At 46.1% G+C, this 22,677-nt stretch carries 12 protein-coding genes; 11 read left to right on the top strand and 1 reads right to left on the bottom strand.

Annotation, left to right across the window (positions count from 1 at the left end; genetic code table 11):
• Positions 1-124: 124 nt before the first annotated feature.
• Entirely contained in the window at positions 125-2,056 is a 1,932-nt protein-coding gene (locus QZ323_RS10010) for an HAD-IA family hydrolase (RefSeq protein WP_294634512.1), read from the bottom strand.
• Between the two features lie 395 nt (positions 2,057-2,451).
• Between QZ323_RS10010 and QZ323_RS10005 the strand changes: the two genes are divergently transcribed.
• The 11 genes from QZ323_RS10005 to QZ323_RS09955 all read left to right on the top strand — a co-directional run bounded on the left by QZ323_RS10005 (position 2,452) and on the right by QZ323_RS09955 (position 22,563).
• Positions 2,452-4,683, top strand: a complete 2,232-nt coding sequence (locus tag QZ323_RS10005; protein WP_294634511.1) for a GH92 family glycosyl hydrolase — start codon at positions 2,452-2,454, stop codon at positions 4,681-4,683.
• A gap of 80 nt (positions 4,684-4,763) precedes the next feature.
• Entirely contained in the window at positions 4,764-5,318 is a 555-nt protein-coding gene (locus QZ323_RS10000; protein ID WP_294634510.1) for an RNA polymerase sigma-70 factor, read from the top strand.
• 38 nt (positions 5,319-5,356) lie between these two features.
• Positions 5,357-6,361, top strand: a complete 1,005-nt coding sequence (locus QZ323_RS09995) for a FecR domain-containing protein (RefSeq protein WP_294634509.1) — start codon at positions 5,357-5,359, stop codon at positions 6,359-6,361.
• 78 nt (positions 6,362-6,439) lie between these two features.
• Positions 6,440-8,716 (top strand): GH92 family glycosyl hydrolase, encoded by a 2,277-nt coding sequence (locus QZ323_RS09990; protein WP_294634508.1) that lies wholly within the window; start codon positions 6,440-6,442, stop codon positions 8,714-8,716.
• Positions 8,717-8,906: 190 nt separating this feature from the next.
• Positions 8,907-12,293, top strand: coding sequence for a TonB-dependent receptor (locus tag QZ323_RS09985; protein WP_294634506.1), 3,387 nt, complete (start codon positions 8,907-8,909; stop codon positions 12,291-12,293).
• An 11-nt stretch (positions 12,294-12,304) separates the two neighbouring features.
• On the top strand, positions 12,305-13,894 hold the full coding sequence (locus tag QZ323_RS09980; RefSeq protein ID WP_294634505.1) for a RagB/SusD family nutrient uptake outer membrane protein: 1,590 nt from the start codon (positions 12,305-12,307) through the stop codon (positions 13,892-13,894).
• Between the two features lie 22 nt (positions 13,895-13,916).
• Entirely contained in the window at positions 13,917-14,930 is a 1,014-nt protein-coding gene (locus tag QZ323_RS09975; RefSeq protein ID WP_294634504.1) for a glycoside hydrolase family 18, read from the top strand.
• Positions 14,931-14,938: 8 nt separating this feature from the next.
• Positions 14,939-16,099 (top strand): DUF1735 and LamG domain-containing protein, encoded by a 1,161-nt coding sequence (locus QZ323_RS09970; RefSeq protein WP_294634503.1) that lies wholly within the window; start codon positions 14,939-14,941, stop codon positions 16,097-16,099.
• A gap of 38 nt (positions 16,100-16,137) precedes the next feature.
• The gene (locus tag QZ323_RS09965; protein ID WP_294634502.1) at positions 16,138-18,120 is read left to right on the top strand and encodes a DUF1735 domain-containing protein; all 1,983 of its coding nucleotides are present in this window, start codon (positions 16,138-16,140) and stop codon (positions 18,118-18,120) included.
• Positions 18,121-18,249: 129 nt separating this feature from the next.
• Entirely contained in the window at positions 18,250-20,259 is a 2,010-nt protein-coding gene (locus tag QZ323_RS09960) for a glycoside hydrolase family 97 protein (RefSeq protein WP_294634501.1), read from the top strand.
• A gap of 30 nt (positions 20,260-20,289) precedes the next feature.
• Entirely contained in the window at positions 20,290-22,563 is a 2,274-nt protein-coding gene (locus QZ323_RS09955; RefSeq protein ID WP_294634500.1) for a GH92 family glycosyl hydrolase, read from the top strand.
• The last annotated feature ends 114 nt before the right edge of the window (positions 22,564-22,677 follow it).

Raw genomic sequence — 22,677 nt, 5'->3', positions numbered from 1 at the left:
ACCTTGGGGATACAGTGGCTTGTTTATTGCCTTGTAGCCAATTACGGGCGGAAATATCTTATCCTCGATGTGCAGAAAATGTAAAATGCCAAAATGAAAACGAAAACAAGACCGGAGTACCTATTTATAAGATGACCCCCGCTATATAAGCAAACGTAATCACCAGACCTAACACAAGCACGGCGAAGAGTATCAGCAGGATCAGGCTATAAAAGAACATGAGTAGCGTGTGCCAGAAACTTTTCCACCAGGTGCATCTGTATAACTGCTTGTAATCCCAGCAGAATAGCACGAAAATCATTGATAGTGGTAATTCATACAGTTCGTCAACCGCCGCACAGCCATTGAACGGGAGCACGACGATACTGAGCAGAAGTACTTGGCAAGCGATGTAAGTCTGTATGAAAATATGTTCAGTGAGGTTGTACCGCTTCTTTTCCTTTCTGCTCCAGAAAGCCATGAATGTTGCCAATGCGAAAAGGGGTAACGTGGCAATGATGCGGAAAGCCTTGTTGCCGTGTGCCCAGCTGAGTAGCAGGTTCCATACTTTCTGAAAGAAAGGATAACGTTGTACACTGCTCTCAATTTTGTCGGTTGTTGAGAGGGTATTCTTTATAAGTCTGTTGATGGTATTGGACGACTCTTCTTGATCTGTTCGGATGGCGATGTCGGACAATTTTATGCTGTCCTTTTGCAGTGCGGTTTGCTTCTTGTCAAACTCGGTTTGCAACAGTTCTAAGATATCAATCGCCTCTTGCTTAGAGCCGGTCGACGAGTTTAACGCTTCGGGATCCACTAATTGTACAACCATGATGTAAAGGGCTGCCAGTACGAACAAGGTTTGGAAAGGACGGAAATACATTACCCGTTTGCCGGCGATGAAATCCTTGATCATGTATCCCGGCCGATAGAGTAGGTCGAGCAATGTGCGGCCGAAGCCGTTGTCGATATTGGTAAAGCCTCCCAGGATGTTCTTAAAAGCATTGCTGAGCCGATAGCGGGTAACTTTCCGGCTTTGTCCGCAACGATTGCAGTAGCTTCCAGTGTAGACGGTTCCGCAATTCAGGCAAGTACTGCTTCCTTCGTAGGCAATCGGTACTTGTTTTCCTTGTATCATCTTGATATGTATACTCCGTAAGCGTATCCTGACAGGTAACCACCAAGGCGAGATGAGGGCTGACAAGCGTCGAGGAATCATCCGTCGTGTGGTGAGGAGATGCCAGAAAAACAGCAGCGTGGTACATAGAAAGATATAACTTTCTTCCTCCTCCTCGAAGGAGAGCCATAATAACAGGATTAGGAGCATTGCTTGCCAGATGCTTACCCTCTTCTTCTCGTGCGGAGCGGCAAGGTAACCGGTGTTCGACACCCCCGTTGCTTCGTCAGTAGGCGGTTCGTTCTGCTTTGTCGGCACGTTGTTGGTCAGTAGTTCTTCTAATGAGTTCATGATCTTCCAGTACGGATATTTACTCAGCTCTTCGGCAGTAGTTACCCCGTGCGTCACTCCGGCAAAGCTGACTCCGGCGGCTTTTGCTGTGGCGGCATCCACGGTGCTGTCGCCTATGTAGAGTGTCTCTGCCTTGCTGGCATGCAGCTCTTTCAGGGCGAGCAAGACTCCTTCGGGCGAAGGTTTGGCGCTTTTTACATCTTCTCCGCCCACAATGATGTCGAAGAAGTTGCTGGGGAAATGCTGGTCAACCAGTTCTTTGATTCGAAAACGGTATTTGGTGGAGATGATGCCGATGGAGGCGCCGGCGTCTTTCAGGGCAAGCAGTACGGATTTGGTTTCCAGAAAGAGTACTGTATTTATCGTCATATGCGTGTCGGCCTCTTTTCGGTATTCATTTTTGAAACTCTCTAATCGAGTTGCATCCGTTACGCCGGTCAGGATGGAAAACGATTCCTCCAATGTCTTACCTATGGTTCGCTTGATGGCTTCATCAGTTATGCCGGAATAACCGTGTCGGTCGAGCACCAGGCGGAAGCAGGTAACGATGCCTCGGGAAGAATCTGCAAGTGTGTAATCGAAGTCGAAGAGGTAAGTAGAGTAACTCATGGTTGCTTTTTGCTGCAAAGATAGTGCAAATCGGATGTAGAACTTCTATGCTTCCAATAAAAAGTACTATTATCACCCACGGCTTTTTCATTGTAAAGGAGAAAGCTGTGGCTGATTGATAACTATTTCGCGGAAATTAGGACATTATCAGATATTTGTACTATATTTGTTCGCAGGAAATGTTTCTCGCAGAAAAAAGATAGTTAAAAGTCTCTTTTCTTATGCTTTAGAATTTGTCCCGTCCGGAGCGATTATAGATTGCTTTATATAATTTAAGGTAGTGGAAAATCTCTTCCTCCGTTCCGTCTCGGCAGAAAAATAGCAGAAATGCGGGCAGGCAGTAAGTGTTTTCCGAGATTGGGTTGTTTCAATAAACGTGTTAACTATGTGATATTATGAACGTATTGAAATTTTGTTGTTTATTCGCAACTCTTTTTTCCCTTTTGTCTTGTGTTTCCCGACAAACCAATGTCGGTGAGACCTCTTATGCAGAGTATGTCAACCCCTTCATCGGTACCGACTTCACCGGCAATACCTATCCCGGTGCGCAGGCCCCGTTTGGCATGGTGCAGCTAAGCCCCGACAACGGACTGCCGGGGTGGGATCGTATTTCCGGTTATTTCTATCCCGATAGCACCATTGCCGGGTTCAGTCATACCCACCTTTCGGGCACGGGTGCTGGTGATCTTTATGACATCTCTTTCATGCCTGTTACACTACCTTATAAAGAAGCGGAAGCACCTTTGGGCATCCATTCCCTTTTTTCGCATGCTGACGAATCGGCAAGTGCAGGCTACTATCAAGTCCGTCTGAAGGATTATGACATCAACGTAGAACTAACCGCCACTGATCGCTGTGGCATCCAGCGGTACACTTTTCCCGAAGCCGATGCAGCCATCTTTCTTAATCTGCGAAAAGCCATGAACTGGGACTTCACTAATGACACCCACATCGAGGTAGTGGATTCTGTGACCATCCAAGGCTATCGCTTCTCTGATGGCTGGGCGCGCGATCAGCACATCTATTTCCGCACTCGCTTCTCCCGTCCCTTCGCAGCCGTGCATATAGACACTGCCGCCGTAGAGAGAGACGGTTGCCGCATAGGCATCTCTACCATTGCCCGTTTCGATTTCCATACAGCCGCAGCCGAACAGATTCTGGTGACTACCGCCATTTCTGGTGTAAGTATGGAAGGTGCGGCGCGTAACCTCGCTGCCGAGGCACCCGATGATGATTTTGATAAATATCTTTCTGCCGTTCGTAAGAAATGGAACGACCAACTCGCCAAGGTAGAGATTCAGTGTGAAGACCGGGACGAGAAAGTCAAGTTCTATACTGCCCTTTATCATTCCATGCTTGCTCCTACCATCTACAGCGATGTGGACGGCGCATACTATGGCCCCGACAAGAAAGTGCATCAGGCAGACGGGTGGACTAATTATAGCACTTTCTCATTGTGGGATACTTATCGTGCCGCCCATCCCCTCTATACCTACATCGAGCCACAACGCGTCAACGACATGGTGAAGTCATTCATTGCCTTCTACGAGCAGAACGGTCGCCTTCCGGTGTGGAACTTCTACGGTAGTGAGACGGACATGATGATAGGTTATCATGCCGTGCCTGTCATAGTCGATGCCTATCTGAAAAAAATAGGCGACTTCGACCCCAAGAAAGCATTGGAAGCTTGTGTGGCTACTGCCAATCTGGACGAATATCGCGGAATAGGACTCTATAAGAAATATGGTTATGTGCCTTACGATGTGACCGATCATTATAACTCTGAAAACTGGTCACTCTCTAAAACGCTGGAATACGCCTACGATGATTATTGCATCTCCCGCATGGCTGGGAAACTGCGCGACAAGTCGACGGCAGATGAGTTCTATAAACGTTCCCGAAACTACCGGAATGTATACAATCCGCAGACCTCTTTCATGCAGCCTCGCGACGGCAAGGGGGATTTCATAGCAGGTTTCAGCCCTGACGACTACACTCCGCATATCTGCGAAAGCAACGGCTGGCAATACTTCTGGTCGGTGCAGCAGGACGTCGACGGTATGATAGAACTCGTTGGAGGCAAAGACAGGTTTGCGCAGAAGTTGGACAGTATGTTCACCTATAATCCCTCTGCCGATGATGAATTGCCCATATTCAGCACCGGGATGATCGGGCAGTATGCACACGGAAATGAACCGAGCCATCATGTCATCTATCTCTTCAATGCCATCGGGCAACCTTGGAAGACACAGAAATATGCAGCGGAAGTGATGCATGAACTCTATAGGAACACGCCTGCCGGCTTATGCGGAAACGAAGATTGTGGTCAGATGTCTGCCTGGTACGTATTTAGTGCAATGGGGTTCTATCCAGTAGATCCCATCAGTGGGAAATATGAGATAGGCACTCCTATGTATCCCGAGATGAAGATGCATCTGGCAAACGGAAAGATATTTACAGTGCTGGCACCAGCTGTCAGCAGAGAGAATATATATATTCGGTCCATAAAGATGGACGGAAAGCCTTATGACAAAAGCTATATCACGCACGAGCAGATAATGAATGGCAGTGTTCTCGAATTTGAAATGGGAGACAAGCCGGCAGAGGCATGGTATACGACTGAATGACTATAATGGAAAGATGATGAAACAATGAAAAAGGTAGTATGCAGGCTGGCAGCAATGCCGGACAATATAACAATGGGATTATGAGTGAGAACCTTGACCATATTTATAAACTCCTTTTCCATAAGTACTATGCCAACCTGCTTTTTTATGCCACGCGTATAGTGGGCGAAGAAGAGGCGGAAGACGTAGTACAAGATGTTTTTGTGGAACTGTGGCGACGAAAAGACACGGTACAGATGGGAGAGCAGATACAGGCATTCCTGTATAGGGCAGTGTACACCCGTGCCTTGAATGTGCTGAAGCATCGTGATGTCAAGAGCAGTTATGAGGCCGTTTTGGCTGAGATTCACAAGAAGAGGATTGAGTTTTATCAGCCGGATAGCAACGATGTAGTGAAGCGTATCGAAGACCGAGAACTTAGAAAGAGACTTGCAGAAGCGATCAATGAATTGCCGGACAAGTGTAAGATGGTCTTCAAACTCAGTTATTTGCATGATATGAAGAATAAAGATATTGCTGAGACGATGGGGATATCGTTGCGAACAGTAGAGGCCCATATGTATAAGGCGTTGAAAATTCTGCGTGGGAAGTTAGAGTATTTGCTTTTGATGTTAGCGCTATTTTTATTAGGTTAGGTTATAAGTGTTTTTATCGTAATGATTGTTTTAGTAGTATGACAAAAGAAGTAATGAATAAGTTGGATGATGAGCTGATTGCTAAATTTCTTAGGGAAGAATGTTCTGAAGAAGAACTTCGTAAGATAAATGCACAGCTAGATGAGGCGGATGAGAATGCGCACGAATTATTTGAGTTGGAACAGATATATCATCTGGGAAGAAGTGTGGAACTTGCGACTGAAGAAAAAATAAAGAGAGCGGAAAAAAGATTGTTTAATAGCCTGAATCGCGAGGAAAAAAAGCGGTATGAGGTGCGGAAACTGAATGTCTGGATGCGCTATGCCGCTATATTTATAGGTGTTTTCCTGATTTCCGGTTTGGGATATCATATCTATCAATTGCAGGATGTGCCTGAAGACTTGGTAGCCGTTGTTACCACAGACGAGGTGAAAGAACTGATGTTACCGGACGGAACGAAAGTCTGGCTGAACAAAAATACTACTTTAAAGTATCCGCGTGAGTTTTCCGAAAGTCGGAGGAATGTATATATGGAGGGGGAAGCCTACTTTGAGGTGAAACGAGATACGGAGAAACCTTTCATTGTAAGGAGCGAGGCTATGCAAGTCAGGGTATTGGGCACTGTCTTCAATTTGAAGAGTGACAAGAGAACCCCCTTGGCTGTGGCGAGTTTGTTGAAGGGAGAGATCGAAGTGAAAGGCAATCACGATGAAGGGATGATCATTCTTTCTCCAGGACAGAAGGCGGAGTTGAATGCTACAACGCGTCGCTTGGTGGTAAAGATGATGGATACAGGTATTGAAAACTGGCATAATAATCAGTTTCTGTTTGAGAAGGCTGACATATTCACAATAGCCCGGACGCTGGAGAACTCTTATGGGGTGAAGATTATCTTGGCTCCGGACATTGATTCGGCAAAGACCTATACCGGTGTGTTGAAAAAGAAGAATACCGTGGAAGAGGTGCTAAATTCCGTGAAGAATGTGATACCGATAGAATATAAGATTGTTGGAACCAGCGTATTCCTCTCTTCAAAGAAGTAGGCGCTTCCTGTTGGTGTGACATGGCAGTCAGGCAATCTGATAATACTAATCAGACAATTCAATAATTAATGTAATATCATGAAGAACCTTTTTTTATCGATTTGTTTTTTATGTTGCGTTGTTTGGGCACAAGCCGAAGATTTTACGCAATACGTCAATCCTTTGGTAGGAACACAATCTACTTTCGAACTCTCTACCGGCAATACTTATCCTGCCATTGCACGCCCTTGGGGCATGAACTTCTGGACACCCCAGACAGGAAAGATGGGGGACGGCTGGCAGTATGTGTACACAGCCAACAAAATCCGTGGATTCAAGCAGACGCACCAGCCCAGTCCGTGGATAAACGATTATGGACAATTCTCCATTATGCCGGTAGTGGGCAAACCGGAGTTTGACGAAGAAAAGCGTGCCAGCTGGTTCTCGCATAAGGGAGAGGTGGCATTACCTCACTACTATAAAGTTTATTTGGCAGAACATGACGTAGTAACAGAGTTCAGTCCTACCGATCGTGCAGTTCTGTTCCGTTTCACTTTTCCTGAAAATGACCATTCTTATATCGTAGTGGATGCCTTCGACAAAGGCTCTTATATCAAGATTATTCCCGAACAAAATAAAATTGTCGGTTATACCACCCGCAATAGCGGTGGCGTGCCGGACAATTTTAAGAACTATTTCGTTGTCGTATTCGACAAACCTTTCACCTATCAGGCTACAGTTTCCGATGGTAAAGTACTCGAAAACCAAAAGGAACAGGCTGCCGGACATGCAGGTGCCATCATCGGCTTTAAGACCCGTAAAGGAGAAAAGATTCATGCTCGTGTAGCTTCTTCTTTCATCAGCTTTGAACAGGCTGATCGGAATCTGAATGAGCTTGGCAACGACAACCTTGAAGTTTTAGTTCAGAAAGGGCAGGATGCTTGGAATCGTGTATTGGGAAAAATAGAAGTGGACGGTGGTAATCTGGACCAGTATCGTACATTCTATTCTTGCCTGTATCGTTCTGTACTTTTCCCTCGTGCTTTCTATGAGCTCGATGAGACTGGTGCTCCCGTGCATTACAGCCCCTACAATGGTCAGGTGCTTCCCGGCTATATGTACACTGATACCGGTTTTTGGGATACCTTCCGTTGTCTGTTCCCTTTCCTTAACCTGATGTATCCTTCGGTGAACAAACAGATTCAAGAGGGGCTTATCAATACTTATAAAGAAAGCGGTTTCTTCCCTGAATGGGCAAGTCCGGGGCATCGCGGTTGCATGATTGGTAACAACTCTGCTTCCGTACTTGCCGATGCCTATCTGAAAGGTGTCAAAGTGGACGATGTGACTGCCTTATACGAAGGCCTTATTCACGGAACCAAGAATGTGCATCCGGAGGTATCTTCTACCGGTCGTCTTGGTCATGAATATTATAACAAGTTGGGCTATGTACCATACGATGTGAAAATCAACGAGAACACTGCCCGTACATTGGAATATGCCTACGATGACTGGTGCATCTATCAGATGGCAAAGGCGTTGAACCGCCCGAAGAAAGAACTGAAACTCTTCGCCGAACGCGCCATGAATTATAAGAATGTGTTCGACAAGGAAAGTTTGTTGATGCGGGGACGTAACGAGAATGGCCAGTTCCAGACACCTTTCTCACCGTTGAAGTGGGGGGATGCTTTTACCGAAGGAAACAGTTGGCATTATTCATGGTCGGTATTTCACGACCCGCAAGGGTTGATTGACTTAATGGGGGGCAAGGAAGTGTTTGTAAGCATGCTCGACTCCGTATTTACGGTTCCTCCTGTGTTTGATGACAGTTACTATGGTCAGGTGATTCATGAGATACGTGAGATGACGGTGATGAATATGGGTAATTACGCTCATGGCAATCAGCCGATACAGCATATGATATATATGTATAATTATGCCGGACAGCCTTGGAAAGCACAATATTGGTTGCGTCAGGTGATGAACCGTATGTACACTTCCGGTCCCGACGGTTATTGCGGAGATGAAGACAATGGGCAGACTTCCGCTTGGTATATATTCTCTGCTTTGGGTTTCTATCCTGTTTGTCCGGGTACTGATGAATATGTATTGGGAGCTCCTTTATTTAAGAAAGCTACCCTGCATTTTGAAAACGGGAATTCGTTGGTGATTGATGCGTCAAACAATAATTCGGAAAATATATACATCAACTCGCTTTGTTTGGATGGAAACGAGTATACCAAGAATTATTTGAAACATGAAGATTTGTTGAAGGGTGGTATCCTGAAATTTGATATGGGTAACAGACCTAATTTACAAAGAGGGACATTACCGGAAGATTTTCCTTATTCTTTTTCCAATGAACTAAAGAAGTAAGAAGCGACATTAGTAATGTACTGAAGACGGGGGATAGCGGACAAACTATCCCCTTCTTTATTTTTAGAGAAAAAAATATCATTTTGCACTAAGTGTATTTTAAAAGTACGTTGTTTTATATATGTAAGTCGGAAGAAAGAGGCTTCTGACCTGTTATAATTAACCAATGTGTAACCCTTAAACTTTGTTTATGAACAACGATTTTGCTTTTCAAAGTTCGAAATTTCTGCGGACTTTATTAGTTTTGTTCTTCATGGCTGTGTCGGTTCAGTGGACTTTTGCCCAGTTGAATCTGAATGTATCCCGTGCAACTTTAGGGACAGTCATCGAGCAGATTAAATCTCAATCTAAGTATCAGTTCTTTTATGACGACAAACTTGCCTCTATGGCAGTTGAGAATGTCAAAGTGAAAGGTGCATCTATAGAAGATGCATTGAATGTTATTTTAAAAGGGAAAAATATCTCTTTCAAGGTGGAAGATAATATCGTTTATCTTTCAGAGAAGTCAGCCATGCCGCAAGAAGGCAATCAACAAGGCAAACAGCGTACCATTACAGGTGTCGTGTCGGATGACATGGGTCCCCTGATCGGTGTGAATGTGTTGGTAAAAGGTACCACCGACGGCTGCATTACCGATATGGATGGTAACTTTACATTGAACACTACAGTGGCAAATCCTGTGATTGTATTTTCTTATATCGGTTATGCTACGCAGGAGGTTGCGGTTAAAGGCAATGCGCCGATCAATGTGATGATGTCCGGTGACACCCAGTTGCTTGAAGAAGTTGTGGTGACGGCACTCGGTATCAAACGTTCGGAGAAAGCGTTGTCATATAACGTACAGCAGGTGAACACGGACGCCATCACTACCAATAAGGACGCTAACTTTGTGAACTCATTGAGTGGTAAGGTGGCAGGTGTGAACATCAATGCTTCTTCATCCGGTGTGGGTGGTGTGTCGAAGGTAGTGATGCGTGGTACGAAGTCTATCATGCAATCTTCCAATGCACTGTATGTGATTGACGGTGTGCCCATTTTTTCCGGTCGTGGCAGTGCCGGTGGTACGGAGTTTGACTCACAAGGCTCTTCGGAACCGATTGCCGATATCAACCCGGAAGACATTGAGTCTATGTCAGTCCTGACAGGTGCTGCCGCCGCCGCCTTGTATGGTTCGGAGGCTGCCAATGGTGCCATTATTATTACAACAAAGAAAGGCAAGGAGGGCAAAGTCAGTCTTACGGTAAATAGCAATACTGAATTTACAAATCCGTTTGTGATGCCGAGCTTCCAGAACCGTTACGGTACGGGAACCGGAGGTGTGATGAGTACTTCAGGTGCTATGAGTTGGGGGGCACCCTTGTCTGCCGTCAATAATTACAATTACAATCCGAAGAGTGACTATTTCCAGACGGGTATTATCGGTACGGAAAGTATTTCATTGTCCACTGGTACAGAGAAGAACCAGACGTATGCTTCGGCGGCGGCTGTCAACTCAAAAGGTATTGTTCCCAATAACAAATACAATCGTTATAACTTCACGGTACGTAACACCACTACCTTCTTGAACGATAAGATGACCTTGGATTTCGGTGCGAGCTACATCTTGCAGAACGACCAAAACATGACGAACCAGGGTACATATAATAACCCCTTGGTAGGTGCTTATCTTTTTCCGCGTAGCAACGACTGGGCAGATATCAGCATGTATGAGCGTTATGACGCAGCCCGTAAGATTTATACGCAATATTGGCCGGTGGGTGACGAAGGTATGGTTATGCAGAATCCCTATTGGATTAATTACCGTAACTTGCGTCAGAACAAGAAAGACCGTTATATGTTGAATGCCGGTTTGAGCTATAAGATTCTGGATTGGTTGACCGTTTCAGGACGTGTACGCTTGGATAACTCCAGCAATGACTATACAGAAAAGTTCTATGCTTCTACCAATACGCAGTTGACCGAAAGCTCTTCTCGTGGTCTGTATGGCATTACCAAGACGCAGGATAAGCAATTGTATGCTGACTTCCTGGTGAGCATCAACAAATATTTTGGTGAAGACTGGTCGCTTCAAGCCAACTTGGGTGGTTCGTTCTCTGATATTCGTTCGGATGCCATGAGGGTGCGTGGACCGATAGCCGATGGTGGTGATGCTTTCTCCGGCGAGCCGGTAGGATTGACCAATTTCTTCGCTATTCAGAATCTGAGTGCCAGCAGGACACAGCGTATGCAAGAAGGATGGCGCGAACAGACCCAGTCTCTTTTCGCTTCTGCCGAACTGGGTTACAAGAATACGTATTTCTTGACACTGACCGGACGTAACGACTGGCCTTCGCAGCTTGCAGGTCCTAATTCCAATAGTAAATCGTTCTTCTATCCCTCAGTCGGAGGTTCTGTTGTGTTGTCTGAACTGATGCCTAATTTGAACAAAGACTATCTCTCTTTCATAAAGATTCGTGGTTCGTGGGCATCTGTGGGTAGTGCTTTCTCCAGATATCTGGCCAATCCGCGTTATGAGTGGAACTCAAGTGCCAGTCAATGGAGTATTACAACCCAATACCCATTGTATAACTTGAAACCGGAGCGCACCAATTCTTGGGAACTTGGTTTGAACATGCGTTTCTTCAAGAACTTTGAGTTGGATGTAACGTACTACAATGCCAAGACTATGAATCAGACATTTAATCCGCAGTTGCCTGTCAGTGGTTGGTCGGCCATGTATATCCAGACCGGTGCTGTGCGTAACTCCGGTATTGAATTGGCACTGAATTACAAGAATACTTGGAAAGATTTTACTTGGGACACAGGGATAACCTTTTCCAGCAATAAGAACAAGATCTTGACACTGGCTGATAATGCTATCAATCCCATTACCGGTGAGTTGTTCTCTTTGAGCACGCTGAACATGGGTGGTTTGGGCGATGCCCGTTTCTTGTTGAAAGAAGGAGGAAGCATGGGTGACCTTTATTCGTTGCGCGATATGCAACGTGATGCCAACGGACAGATTTTTGTAGACCAGAATGGAATGGTGGCTACGGAAGCTATTACAGACCCTGATAAATACATCAAGTTGGGAAGCGTGCTTCCTAAAGGGAATTTAGCTTGGCGCAATAACTTCATCTGGAAGAATGTGACAGCCGGTTTCTTGATTTCTGCCCGTTTGGGTGGCGTGGTTTATTCACGTACACAAGCCATGTTGGACTACTACGGTGTGTCTGAAGCTTCTGCCGATGCGCGCGATTTAGGCTATGTGTTGGTAAATGGTACCGACCGGGTGAATCCGGAAACTTGGTACGGTGTTGTTGGTAGCGGTACTGCTGTTCCTCAATACTATACCTATTCTGCAACCAATGTTCGCTTACAGGAAGTCTCCTTGGGTTATACTATTCCCAGAAAATGGTTACATGATGTTTGCGACATCAAAGTTTCGTTGGTTGGCCGCAATTTGTGGATGATTTACAGCAAGGCTCCTTTCGATCCTGAGAGTGTGGCTTCTACCGATAACTTCTATCAGGGAATTGACTACTTCATGATGCCGTCTTTGCGTAACATTGGCTTTAGCTTGAGCTTTAAATTTTAATACCAAATGATATGAAAAAGAAGAATATAATAAATACATTGATTGTTGCTCCGTTGCTTATGGGTCTTATGTCCTGCACCGGCAATTATATGGATATTAACTCCGATCCTTATCAACCGGGTGATTTGACTCCTGATGATTATGCATTGGGGTCTGCTATGAGTAACCTGGCGAGTACGGTTATTTCGTCGGATGTCAATACGGCACAGTTTACCGACTGTTTGCTGGGTGGACCATTGGGTGGTTATTTTGCTGATTCAAATGCCGGTTGGTCCAATACGATATCCAATTTTAATGCAACGAACGACTGGACACGTGTGTTCTTGATCAGTGACCGTATCATTTCAACACTTTACGGAAACTTGAACACTGTGCAGCAAGTGTCAGAAAATACCAACAATCCGGTTCCGTACGCCATTGGGCAAATAATGAAAGTGGCTGCCATGAGCCGTGTGACCGATGCATACGGTCCTATTCCTTATTCCAAGATCGGCCAAGATGGTAAGATTACCATTCCTTACGATACGCAGGAAGAAGTTTATAACAAATTCTTCGAAGAATTGGATGAATCCATCACAGTATTGACTGAGAATAGAAATGCGGCGTTGGTTGCTTCTGCCGATTTTGTTTACAGTGGTAATGTGCAGAAATGGGTGAAGTTTGCCAATTCCTTGAAACTGCGTTTGGCTATCCGTATTGCGAATGTCAGTCCTGCCAAGGCTAAGGAAATGGCTGAAAGTGCAGTGAACCATGAACTGGGACTGATTGAAACCAATGCCGACAATGCGACATGGAAATATTTCGGTGCAATCAGCAATCCGCTGTTTGTGGCTGTACGTTACAATGAAGAGGCATCCGGTGGCGATACCCATCCGGCAGCCGACATCATTTGCTACATGAACGGTTACAACGACAATCGCCGTGCCAGCTACTTTGAGGAATCCAAATGGCCGGGAGAGGCTTATGTAGGATTGCGTCGTAGCATCAATCTGGGCAAGATGAGAGAGCATTTCATCAACTATTCGCGTGTGAAGATTTCAGCTTCTGATCCTGTACTTTGGATGAATGCTGCCGAAGTCTCTTTCTTACGTGCAGAAGGTGCGGCTATCTATGGTTTCAATATGAAAGGAAACGCTGCCGACTTTTACGAGCAAGGCATCCGTCTTTCTTTCGACCAATGGGGGGCTACCGGGGTAGACAGTTATTTGGCTGATGATAGCAGTGTGCCTGCCCTGTACATTGATCCTGCAGGCGTCAATACGTATGAGAAGAATCTTTCTTTCGTCACAATCAAGTGGAACGAAGGTGCAACAAAGGAAGAGAAACAGGAGCGCATCATTACGCAGAAGTGGATTGCCAACTGGCCGTTAGGTAACGAGGCTTGGGCAGACTATCGCCGTACCGGTTATCCTAAATTGTTGCCTGCAACCGATGAAGGCAATCTGAGCGGTGGAATTGTAGATAATGAGAGAGGTGCACGCCGTATGCCTTATCCTTCGGAAGAATATACAAGTAACACAGAGAATGTCCAAAATGCAGTGAGCAACTATCTGGGTGGTCCTGACAATATGGCTACTGATGTATGGTGGGCACGCAAGTAATAACAATAAATGCTGAATAATCATGAAATTAGATAAGAAATCATTCAAAGGAATCGCGCTGGCAGCTTTTTCGGTATTGGCATTGTCTGCTTGCTCGGATTGGACGGATACGGAAAGTATCAACTTAGTAGAGCCCGGAATCGACGGGCAGCATCCTGAACAATATGCCAAGTATCTGAAGAATTTGCAGGAATACAAGAACTCTGACCATAAGGTTGTGTATGGTTGGTTTGACAATAGTGAGAAAGTTCCTTTCAGTCGCGGACAGCATATATCGGATGTTCCCGATAGCTTGGATGTGGTGATTGCAACCACTCCCGATTTGGAGGAATTTGAATTGGAAGATATTGCAAGTGTACACAAAAAGGGTACGAAAGTTTTCTATTCCATCAGTTATGACAACATCTTGAAGGAATATACCGACAAGGTGAAGGAAGGTACGGAAACGGGTGCATTCTCAACTTATCTTTCTGCTGAACTGAGTCGGTTGATTGCTTTTGAAGCTCCTTTTGACGGTATTGTGGCAGAATATCGTGGTACAAATCCTACCTATATGTCCGAAGCAGACAAAGCGGAAGCAAAGGCAAATCAAGATGCTTTCTTTGGTGTGATATCCAATTGGAAGAGTGCCAATGCCGGTAAGCAACTGGTGTTTCAGGGATATCCGGCCAACCTGATAGGCCAGTCTGTCCTGTCTTCTTGTGAACATATCATTCTGATTACAAACGATGTTACGGATGCTGCCCAATTAGGCATAGAGGTACTTCAAGCACTGATAGCGGACGGTGTTCCGGCTGATCGGTTTATTGTTTCGGCATCTACTGTTTCACTGGATGCGACGGATAAGACTACCGGATATTACAATACTCTAAGAGCTTTGTCGGAAGCTGCGTATTGGGTGACAGAATCATCTGCCAAGTTTACAAAAGCCGGTTTGGCTATTGAAAACATGCAGAATGATTATTACAATGCCACGAATGCCTATCAATATGTGAGAGAAGCCATCAATATTATGAATCCTGCTCCCAAAAAATAAAGTATATCATGAAACTGAAAAATATATATTTAGTATCAATGGCATTATTGGCAGGTTTGTTTGCTGCTTGTGATGATAATGACGTTGAGAATTTCGATAATCAGGTGTTTATCAATGCCAAAGCAATGACAAGCAATGTCTTGTTGAAGAATACTGTATCCAATACGGAAGGTTCGTTCCGGATTTCAATGGCTCGTCCTGAAAAGCAAGACGTGACGTTGTCTTTGAAAGCCGATCTTTCGTTAGTGTCTACCTATAATGCTACCTATTATGATACGGCCGAGGCATTGCCGGAAGGTCATTATACAATAGAGACTCCGCAGGCTACTATCCTGGCAGGTGCCGTTGTTTCAGATGACATTACAGTCAGTTTCCAGAATCTGACAGAGTTGGATCGTGAGAAGGTGTATGTGTTGCCGGTTACGGTAGACCAAGCCAGTATCGGAATATTGAAAAGTGCCGGTACTATGTATTACGTATTGAAGGGCGCTGCCTTGATCAATACGGTACCCGACATAACCAAGAACTTGGTTTATGTAACTTGGACGAATCCGGATGTAGCCAATAATCTGAATAAGTTGACAGCAGAAGCACTGATTCGTGTCAATAAGTTCGATAAGATGCTGACCTCCATTATGGGTATTGAAGGTAAATTCTTGCTTCGTATCGGCGATGCCGGAATACCGCAGAACCAGTTGCAGGTTGCTACAAGCAATGGCAATGTAAGTGATGAGAGTCTGGCTATCCCGACAGGGGAGTGGACACATATTGCTGTGACTTATGATGCGGATGCAAGCAATATAACCATCTATATCAATGGTAAGAATATGCTGGAAGCATCAAAGAATTGCGGCCCTGTGAATTGGGGACAGACAAGGACGGATGAAGGAAACGGCTTCTGGATTGGGCATTCATACAACCGTGACCGTTGGTTGGAAGGAAACATTTCCGAAGTACGTATTTGGAATAGAATCTTGACCAAGGAAGAAATCAATGCCAAGGATCATTTCTATCAGGTAGAACCGGATGCGGAAGGATTGGTTTCTTATTGGAAATTTGACGAAGGTGCCGGCACTGCTATCCACGACTATAGTGGAAATGAAAACCATGCTACCGCAGTGGAACCCTTGACTTGGAATCAAGTGGAATTGCCTGCTCCTGCTAAATAAATTTGTTATACCTAAATTCAAATAAAAAGATATTGATTATGAAATATATGAATCATGTGAAATCAGGCTTGCTGGCAATGGCTTTTGCATGTGCAGGGATCGGCTTCACCGGTTGTGAGGATGATGTTGTCATCAATGCCGGCAATAGTGACCGACTGGAAACGGTGGATGGTGTATATGGTTGCGTAAAATCGGCAGCCGGGGCACGTGAGCTTACGCCGATTTCTGTTTTTGGCGACAAGGTGGCTACCGGACATCTTTATTTTGAACTGAGCAAAGTTGCGGAGCAGGATGTGACAGTAACTTTCAAAGTAAGCCAAGAGGCTTTGGCTGCTTACAATGCCGCTCATGGTACTTCATATCAAATGTATCCTGCCGATAAACTGAGTTTGGCAAATGGTGGCACAGCTACCATTAAGGCGGGCGAACGTAAGTCGGCTGCCGTAGAGCTGAATATCAATGCCGGAGGTTCCATCGGCCAGACTTATGCCGTAGCTGTTTCCGCATCTGCCGATAATGGTGTGGAGGTTGCCGCCAACAATCAGGATTACATTTATTTGGTGAAGCCAATGGCCGCTATCCCTGAGGACATCAGCAAGGGTGATATCCTTACGCATTGTTTTGTGGAAGTGAATGACCAAAACATCTTGAATCTGGGTGAATATACCATGAAGAGCAGTGGAAAGCCTTTTTTTGATGTGGTCAGCTTTTTTGCCGCCAATATCAATGTGGACAGCAAGACCGGTCGCGTTCATGTTTTCTGCAATGATCAGGTTTCCTTCTTGTTGAGAAATGCCGATAAGTACATCCGTCCGTTGCAGGCTAAGGGTATCAAAGTGAATATGACTATTCTGGGCAATCACGATGAAGCCGGTATGGGTAACCTTTCGGAGGCTGCGGCCAAGGACTTTGCCCGGGAACTGAAGACCTATTTGGATATCTACGGTTTGGATGGCATTGATTTTGATGATGAGTACACGAACTATAACAATTCTAATCCCAGCCCCGGTTTTGAACCGCGTTCGCGTGCCAACTTTGCGCGTTTGGTTTACGAATGCCGCCAAGTATTTGGTGATAAGCTGATAGGTGTGTATGAATATTCGAGTATAGACTCTCCTGATGGTGAGGTAGAAGGTGTAAAGGTGGGTGATATCGTAGATTACATGATTTACGGTTATTATCAAAACCAAGCTCCTAACGGTGCTTTTGGTCGTGAAAGTTCTCATTTTGAGAATCTGCCCAAATCCAAATACTCGCCGTTGCCTTGGAAGATTAATGATGAACTGAACGGAGGTTGGAGCGGGTTTGACAGGAGCAAATTCCAAAGAGTGAAGGATGAAGGTTATGGCGTCCAGATGTTCTACAATCCGCAGCCGTTGAATTACCAGTATTACACACTGTTTACAGAAATCAGTAAAGTACTCTATGAAGACGAAGTGGAGTGGAGCGGTAAATACTGGAGCCGTGAAGGCACAGCCTATCAGGGAAAGATGGTGGGCTATGAAGATTTGGTTGGTGAATGGGAAGTGACTTCTACCAACTCTCTCTTTACCTATGTGAACGAAGCCGGTAATCCTCTCTGGTGGGACTGGAAGGGTAGCCAGCAGTTTGCAAAGAATGTAATCATCGAGAAGGATGCGGAAGGCACCGGCTATATTGTTTACAATTGGGGTACCTTCCCCGAAATTACCGGTAAGTATCCGATGCATTGCGGATATGACAAAGGTGCATTGCTTATCTATCCGCAAACCATTCATGAAGGCGATGCGGAAGATCCGGCTACTTACAAAATGCATTTTGGTACTTATAGTGGTGCTTTCCAGTGGAGGGCATATCCAAACTATGATTCCTATAGTATGGGTGGCTATATTACTCCTGATGGAGATATGTATATTTATGGTATAGGTAATAGATGGGCGCTTAATCCCTACAAATATGTAGATGGTGCGATTGAAAACGACATCTTCCCCGATGTTCCTTACTTTGTAAGTGAAAACTATAGGATGCGGAAGGTACGCTGATGCAATGTTTTCCGCAAGCTGGATTATCGGATGGCGGATACACATTTCTTATTTATTGAGCAAAGGAGGGTTTGGGCCGAATAAGCAGGGCGGCCCTCCTTATGTATTTTCTTATAACATGATTCTACCATGAAATCATATATTTCCTTTCTTTTGTTTGTGGCATGCTTGTTTGGGGCGTGTGGTAGACAAAACGTGACAGAAGTATCTTCGCCTGACGGACATATCCGACTGACTTTTGATGTGGACGACCATAACCGTATGAATTACCAAATTAGCGTGAATGATACGTTTCTGGTGGCTCCCTCTCAGTTGGGTTTCATAGCCCAAGATGGGGTGAACCTTTTCGAAGGCTTTCGTGTGGTCGGTACCGACTTTTCTGCTGCTGACGAGACATGGACACAGCCTTGGGGAGAGAATAAGACACTTCGTAATCATTATAACGAAATGGCTGTTCACCTGTCCGATGCGGCAAGTACAAAACTGACTTTGCGTTTCCGTGTATTCAACGATGGTGTGGGCTTCCGTTACGAATACGACGTTGCCGATGCAGACAGTATTCTCATTACAGACGATTTGACGGCATTCAATATTGCACAGGACGGCATTTCATGGTCTATACCTGCCAATTATGAAACCTACGAACTGTTGTACCGTACGTTGCCGATCAGCGGTATAGACAATGCCAATACCCCTATGACTTTTAAGGCGGGCGACGTGTATGCCAGCATCCACGAAGCCGCATTGACTGATTTCCCTGAAATGACACTGAAGAATACCGGCGGTTGCCGTTTCAAGGCGGAACTGGCTCCCTGGCCCGACGGCATAAAAGCCCGCATCTCCGGGGGAAACTTTAAAACTCCCTGGCGCACCTTACAGATAGCACCGCAAGCGGTAGGGCTGATCAATTCGGGACTTATATTGAACCTGAATGAGCCTTGTGCGTTGGAAACTACGGATTGGATACGACCGATGAAGTACGTAGGTGTCTGGTGGGGGATGCATCTTGGCGTGGAGAGTTGGGTGATTAACGACCGACACGGTGCGACTACTGAAAACGCCAAGCGTTACATTGACTTTGCCGCCGCCAACAATATAGAAGCCGTGATGTACGAGGGATGGAATGAAGGTTGGGAGAACTGGGGCGGCACGCAGACGTTCGACTACACCAAGCCGTATGCAGACTTCGATATCGAAGAGATAGCCCGCTACGCCCGTGAAAAAGGCATTGAGATTATCGGGCATCACGAAACCGGAGGTAATATTCTCAATTACGAGAGGCAGTTGGATAAAGCATACAAGTGGTATGCCGACATGGGGATTCACAGCGTGAAGACCGGATATGCCGGAGGATTGCCCGGCGGACACAACCATCATGGGCAATACAACGTACGTCATTATCGGAAAGTCGTGGAGACTGCTGCCAGATACCATACGACGCTTGATGTGCACGAACCCATCAAGGACACGGGTATCCGGCGCACTTATCCCAACATGATGACCCGAGAAGGAGCACGTGGCATGGAATGGAATGCATGGAGCGATGGCAATCCTCCCGAGCATCATGTCATGTTGCCTTTTACCCGCCTGCTGGCAGGACCTATGGACTATACGCCCGGCATATTCGATATCCTGTATGAGCGTGCCAAGAAGAATCCCGACCGCAAGCAGTGGAATATGAAGGACAGTAAAGACTGTCGCATCAATACTACGTTGGCAAAGCAGATTGCCAATTGGGTCATTCTGTATTCGCCCTTACAGATGGCGGCGGATATGATTGAGAACTACGAAGGACATCCTGCTTTCCAATTCTTCCGCGACTATGATGCCGATTGCGACTGGTCTGAGGCATTAGACGGCGAACCGGGAGAGTTTGTGGTCATTGTCCGCCGGGCAAAAGGGAAATATTTCCTGGGTGCTGCGACGAATGAAGAGGCGCGTAAAGTAGATGTCAAGTTGGACTTTCTGGAGAAAGGCAAGGCATATCGTGCCGTGATTTATGCCGACGGGGAGGGAGCTGACTGGGAACATAATCCTACGTCATATAAGATTATAGAAAAGAGGGTGGAAGCCGATGATATCCTGACCGTCGACATGGCGCGAGGAGGTGGACAAGCCATTTACTTTGAACCGGTGTGATTTTAAAACGTAATACAATTATATAATAGTATGAAGAAAGACATGAAGAACAATCTGATGGGTGCCGTCTTGCTGCTGTTCGGGATGTACGGTTGTATGCCGGCAGAGCAAGATTATGCATCATACGTCAATCCGTTTATCGGTACGGGAGGGCACGGACATACTTATCCGGGTGCCGTGGTACCTAATGGAATGATACAGCCCAGCCCCGATACACGTATTTATCAATGGGATGCCTGCTCCGGATATTACTATGCGGATTCTCTTATCAACGGATTTTCGCATACCCACCTCAGTGGTACGGGATGCGGGGATTACGGTGATGTGTTACTGATGCCTACCGTGGGCAGGCAGGATTATTATTCTATGGGAGAGAAGAGCCAACAGATGGCGTATGCTTCTGCTTTCTCTCACGACAATGAGACGGCACAACCTGGCTATTATTCGGTGTTCCTCGACCGTTATAAGGTGAGGGCCGAGCTTACTGCCACCAAGCGGGCGGCTATCCATCGATACACTTTTCCTAAAGCGGAAGATGCCGGATTCATCCTCGATTTGGATTATAGCCTACAGCGCCAGAAGAACGAAGAGATGGAGCTGGAAGTAATCAGTGACACGGAGATACAAGGGCGCAAGAAAACCGTTTATTGGGCTTTCGACCAGTATATCAATTTCTACGCCAAGTTCTCCAAACCATTTACCTATACGTTGGTGACTGATTCGATGGCACTGGATGCCGGCGGTCCGTTGCTGCCGACGGCAAAGGCGTTGTTGCAATTCCAGACTGCCGACAACGAGCAAGTCTTTGTCAAAGTAGGTGTCTCTGCCGTAGACATGGAGGGAGCGCGCAAGAACGTGGAAGCCGAGATACCCGCTTGGGACTTTGACAACGTGCGTAGTGCCGCCCGTGAAGCATGGAATGGTTATCTTTCGAAGATAGACATCAAGACCAAGGATGCCGACCAACGTGCCATGTTCTATACGGCGCTTTATCATACGGGCATGCAGCCTAATCTCTTCACCGATGCCGATGGCCGTTACCTGGGCATGGACCTGAAACCCCATCAGGGCAGCGTGGAAAATCCCGTTTATACGGTCTTCTCCTTGTGGGATACATTCCGTGCCTACCATCCGCTGATGACGATTATCGAGCCGGAACTGAATCAGGCGTTCATCCGCTCGCTTGTCCTGAAGCAGCATGAAGGCGGCATATTCCCGATGTGGGAGCTTGCCGGAAACTACACGGGAACGATGATTGGCTATCATGCGGCTTCTGTCATTGCTGACGCCTACGTGAAAGGTTACCGGGATTTTGACGTGGAGACCGCTTACAAAGCATGTATTCGTGCGGCGGAATATGACACGACGGGCATCCTGTGTCCTCCTCTGGTATTGCCCCATCTGATGCCGCAAGCCAAGTACTGGAAGAACAAGATAGGCTACGTGCCTTGCGACAAGGACAACGAGTCGGTGGCAAAGGCATTGGAGTATGCCTACGATGACTGGTGCATATCCGTGCTGGCAGAAGCTTTGGGAGATGAAGTGAACCAAGAGAAATATGCTACGTTTGCCAAGGCATACCAAGTCTATTTCGATGCTTCCACGCGCTTTATGCGCGGGTTGGATAGCGACGGAAACTGGCGTACGCCTTTCAATCCTCGCTCTTCCAACCACAGGAACGACGACTATTGTGAAGGCACTGCCTGGCAGTGGACTTGGTTCGTACCCCATGACATCGACGGGCTGGTGCGGCTGATGGGAGGCCGCGAAGCTTTCATCGGCAAACTGGACTCTTTGTTTGTGGCAGATTCGGCTTTGGAAGGGGATATGGTTTCTGCCGACATTTCCGGTCTGATAGGGCAGTATGCGCACGGCAATGAGCCGAGCCATCATATCGCTCACCTTTACAACTACGTAGAACAACCCTGGAGGACACAGGAACTGGTGGATGAAGTGCTCCATACACTTTACTTCAACGACCCCGACGGCCTGTCGGGCAATGAGGACTGCGGTCAGATGTCCGCTTGGTTCATCCTCAATTCCATGGGATTCTATCAGGTATGCCCGGGCAATCCGGTCTATTCCATAGGGCGTCCGATGTTCGATAAGGCGACAGTCAAGTTGCAGGACGGAAAAAGGTTCACAGTCATTGCGCACAACAACAGCCGCGAGAATAAATACGTGCAGAAGATGCTCTTGAACGGCAGGGAACTGGAGAAGCCTTTCTTCACCCATAAAGACATTGTGGACGGAGGTACACTGGAGCTGACGATGGGAAGCAAGTCGGTAGGGAAGGACTTGTAAGTTTTTGAGTTGATGGGTTTGTAAGTTGATAAGTTCTTGAGTTTGTAGGTTTTTGAGTTCGTAAGTTAGTGAATTTGTCAGTTGACACGCTAATGATAAGAACTCAATAACTTA

Origin of the sequence: uncultured Bacteroides sp. (assembly GCF_910585845.1) — a bacterium.
Lineage (GTDB): Bacteria > Bacteroidota > Bacteroidia > Bacteroidales > Bacteroidaceae > Bacteroides.
This window is presented reverse-complemented; position numbering and strand designations above follow the sequence as displayed.

Coding starts and splice junctions, on each gene's coding strand:
- QZ323_RS09975 (WP_294634504.1), top strand. CDS start 13,917: ATGAAATTAGATAAGAAATCATTCAAAGGAATCGCGCTGGCAGCTTTT.
- QZ323_RS09970 (WP_294634503.1), top strand. CDS start 14,939: ATGAAACTGAAAAATATATATTTAGTATCAATGGCATTATTGGCAGGT.
- QZ323_RS10010 (WP_294634512.1), bottom strand. CDS start 2,056: ATGAGTTACTCTACTTACCTCTTCGACTTCGATTACACACTTGCAGAT.
- QZ323_RS09980 (WP_294634505.1), top strand. CDS start 12,305: ATGAAAAAGAAGAATATAATAAATACATTGATTGTTGCTCCGTTGCTT.
- QZ323_RS09960 (WP_294634501.1), top strand. CDS start 18,250: ATGAAATCATATATTTCCTTTCTTTTGTTTGTGGCATGCTTGTTTGGG.
- QZ323_RS09990 (WP_294634508.1), top strand. CDS start 6,440: ATGAAGAACCTTTTTTTATCGATTTGTTTTTTATGTTGCGTTGTTTGG.
- QZ323_RS09995 (WP_294634509.1), top strand. CDS start 5,357: ATGACAAAAGAAGTAATGAATAAGTTGGATGATGAGCTGATTGCTAAA.
- QZ323_RS10000 (WP_294634510.1), top strand. CDS start 4,764: ATGAGTGAGAACCTTGACCATATTTATAAACTCCTTTTCCATAAGTAC.
- QZ323_RS09955 (WP_294634500.1), top strand. CDS start 20,290: ATGAAGAAAGACATGAAGAACAATCTGATGGGTGCCGTCTTGCTGCTG.
- QZ323_RS09965 (WP_294634502.1), top strand. CDS start 16,138: ATGAAATATATGAATCATGTGAAATCAGGCTTGCTGGCAATGGCTTTT.
- QZ323_RS10005 (WP_294634511.1), top strand. CDS start 2,452: ATGAACGTATTGAAATTTTGTTGTTTATTCGCAACTCTTTTTTCCCTT.
- QZ323_RS09985 (WP_294634506.1), top strand. CDS start 8,907: ATGAACAACGATTTTGCTTTTCAAAGTTCGAAATTTCTGCGGACTTTA.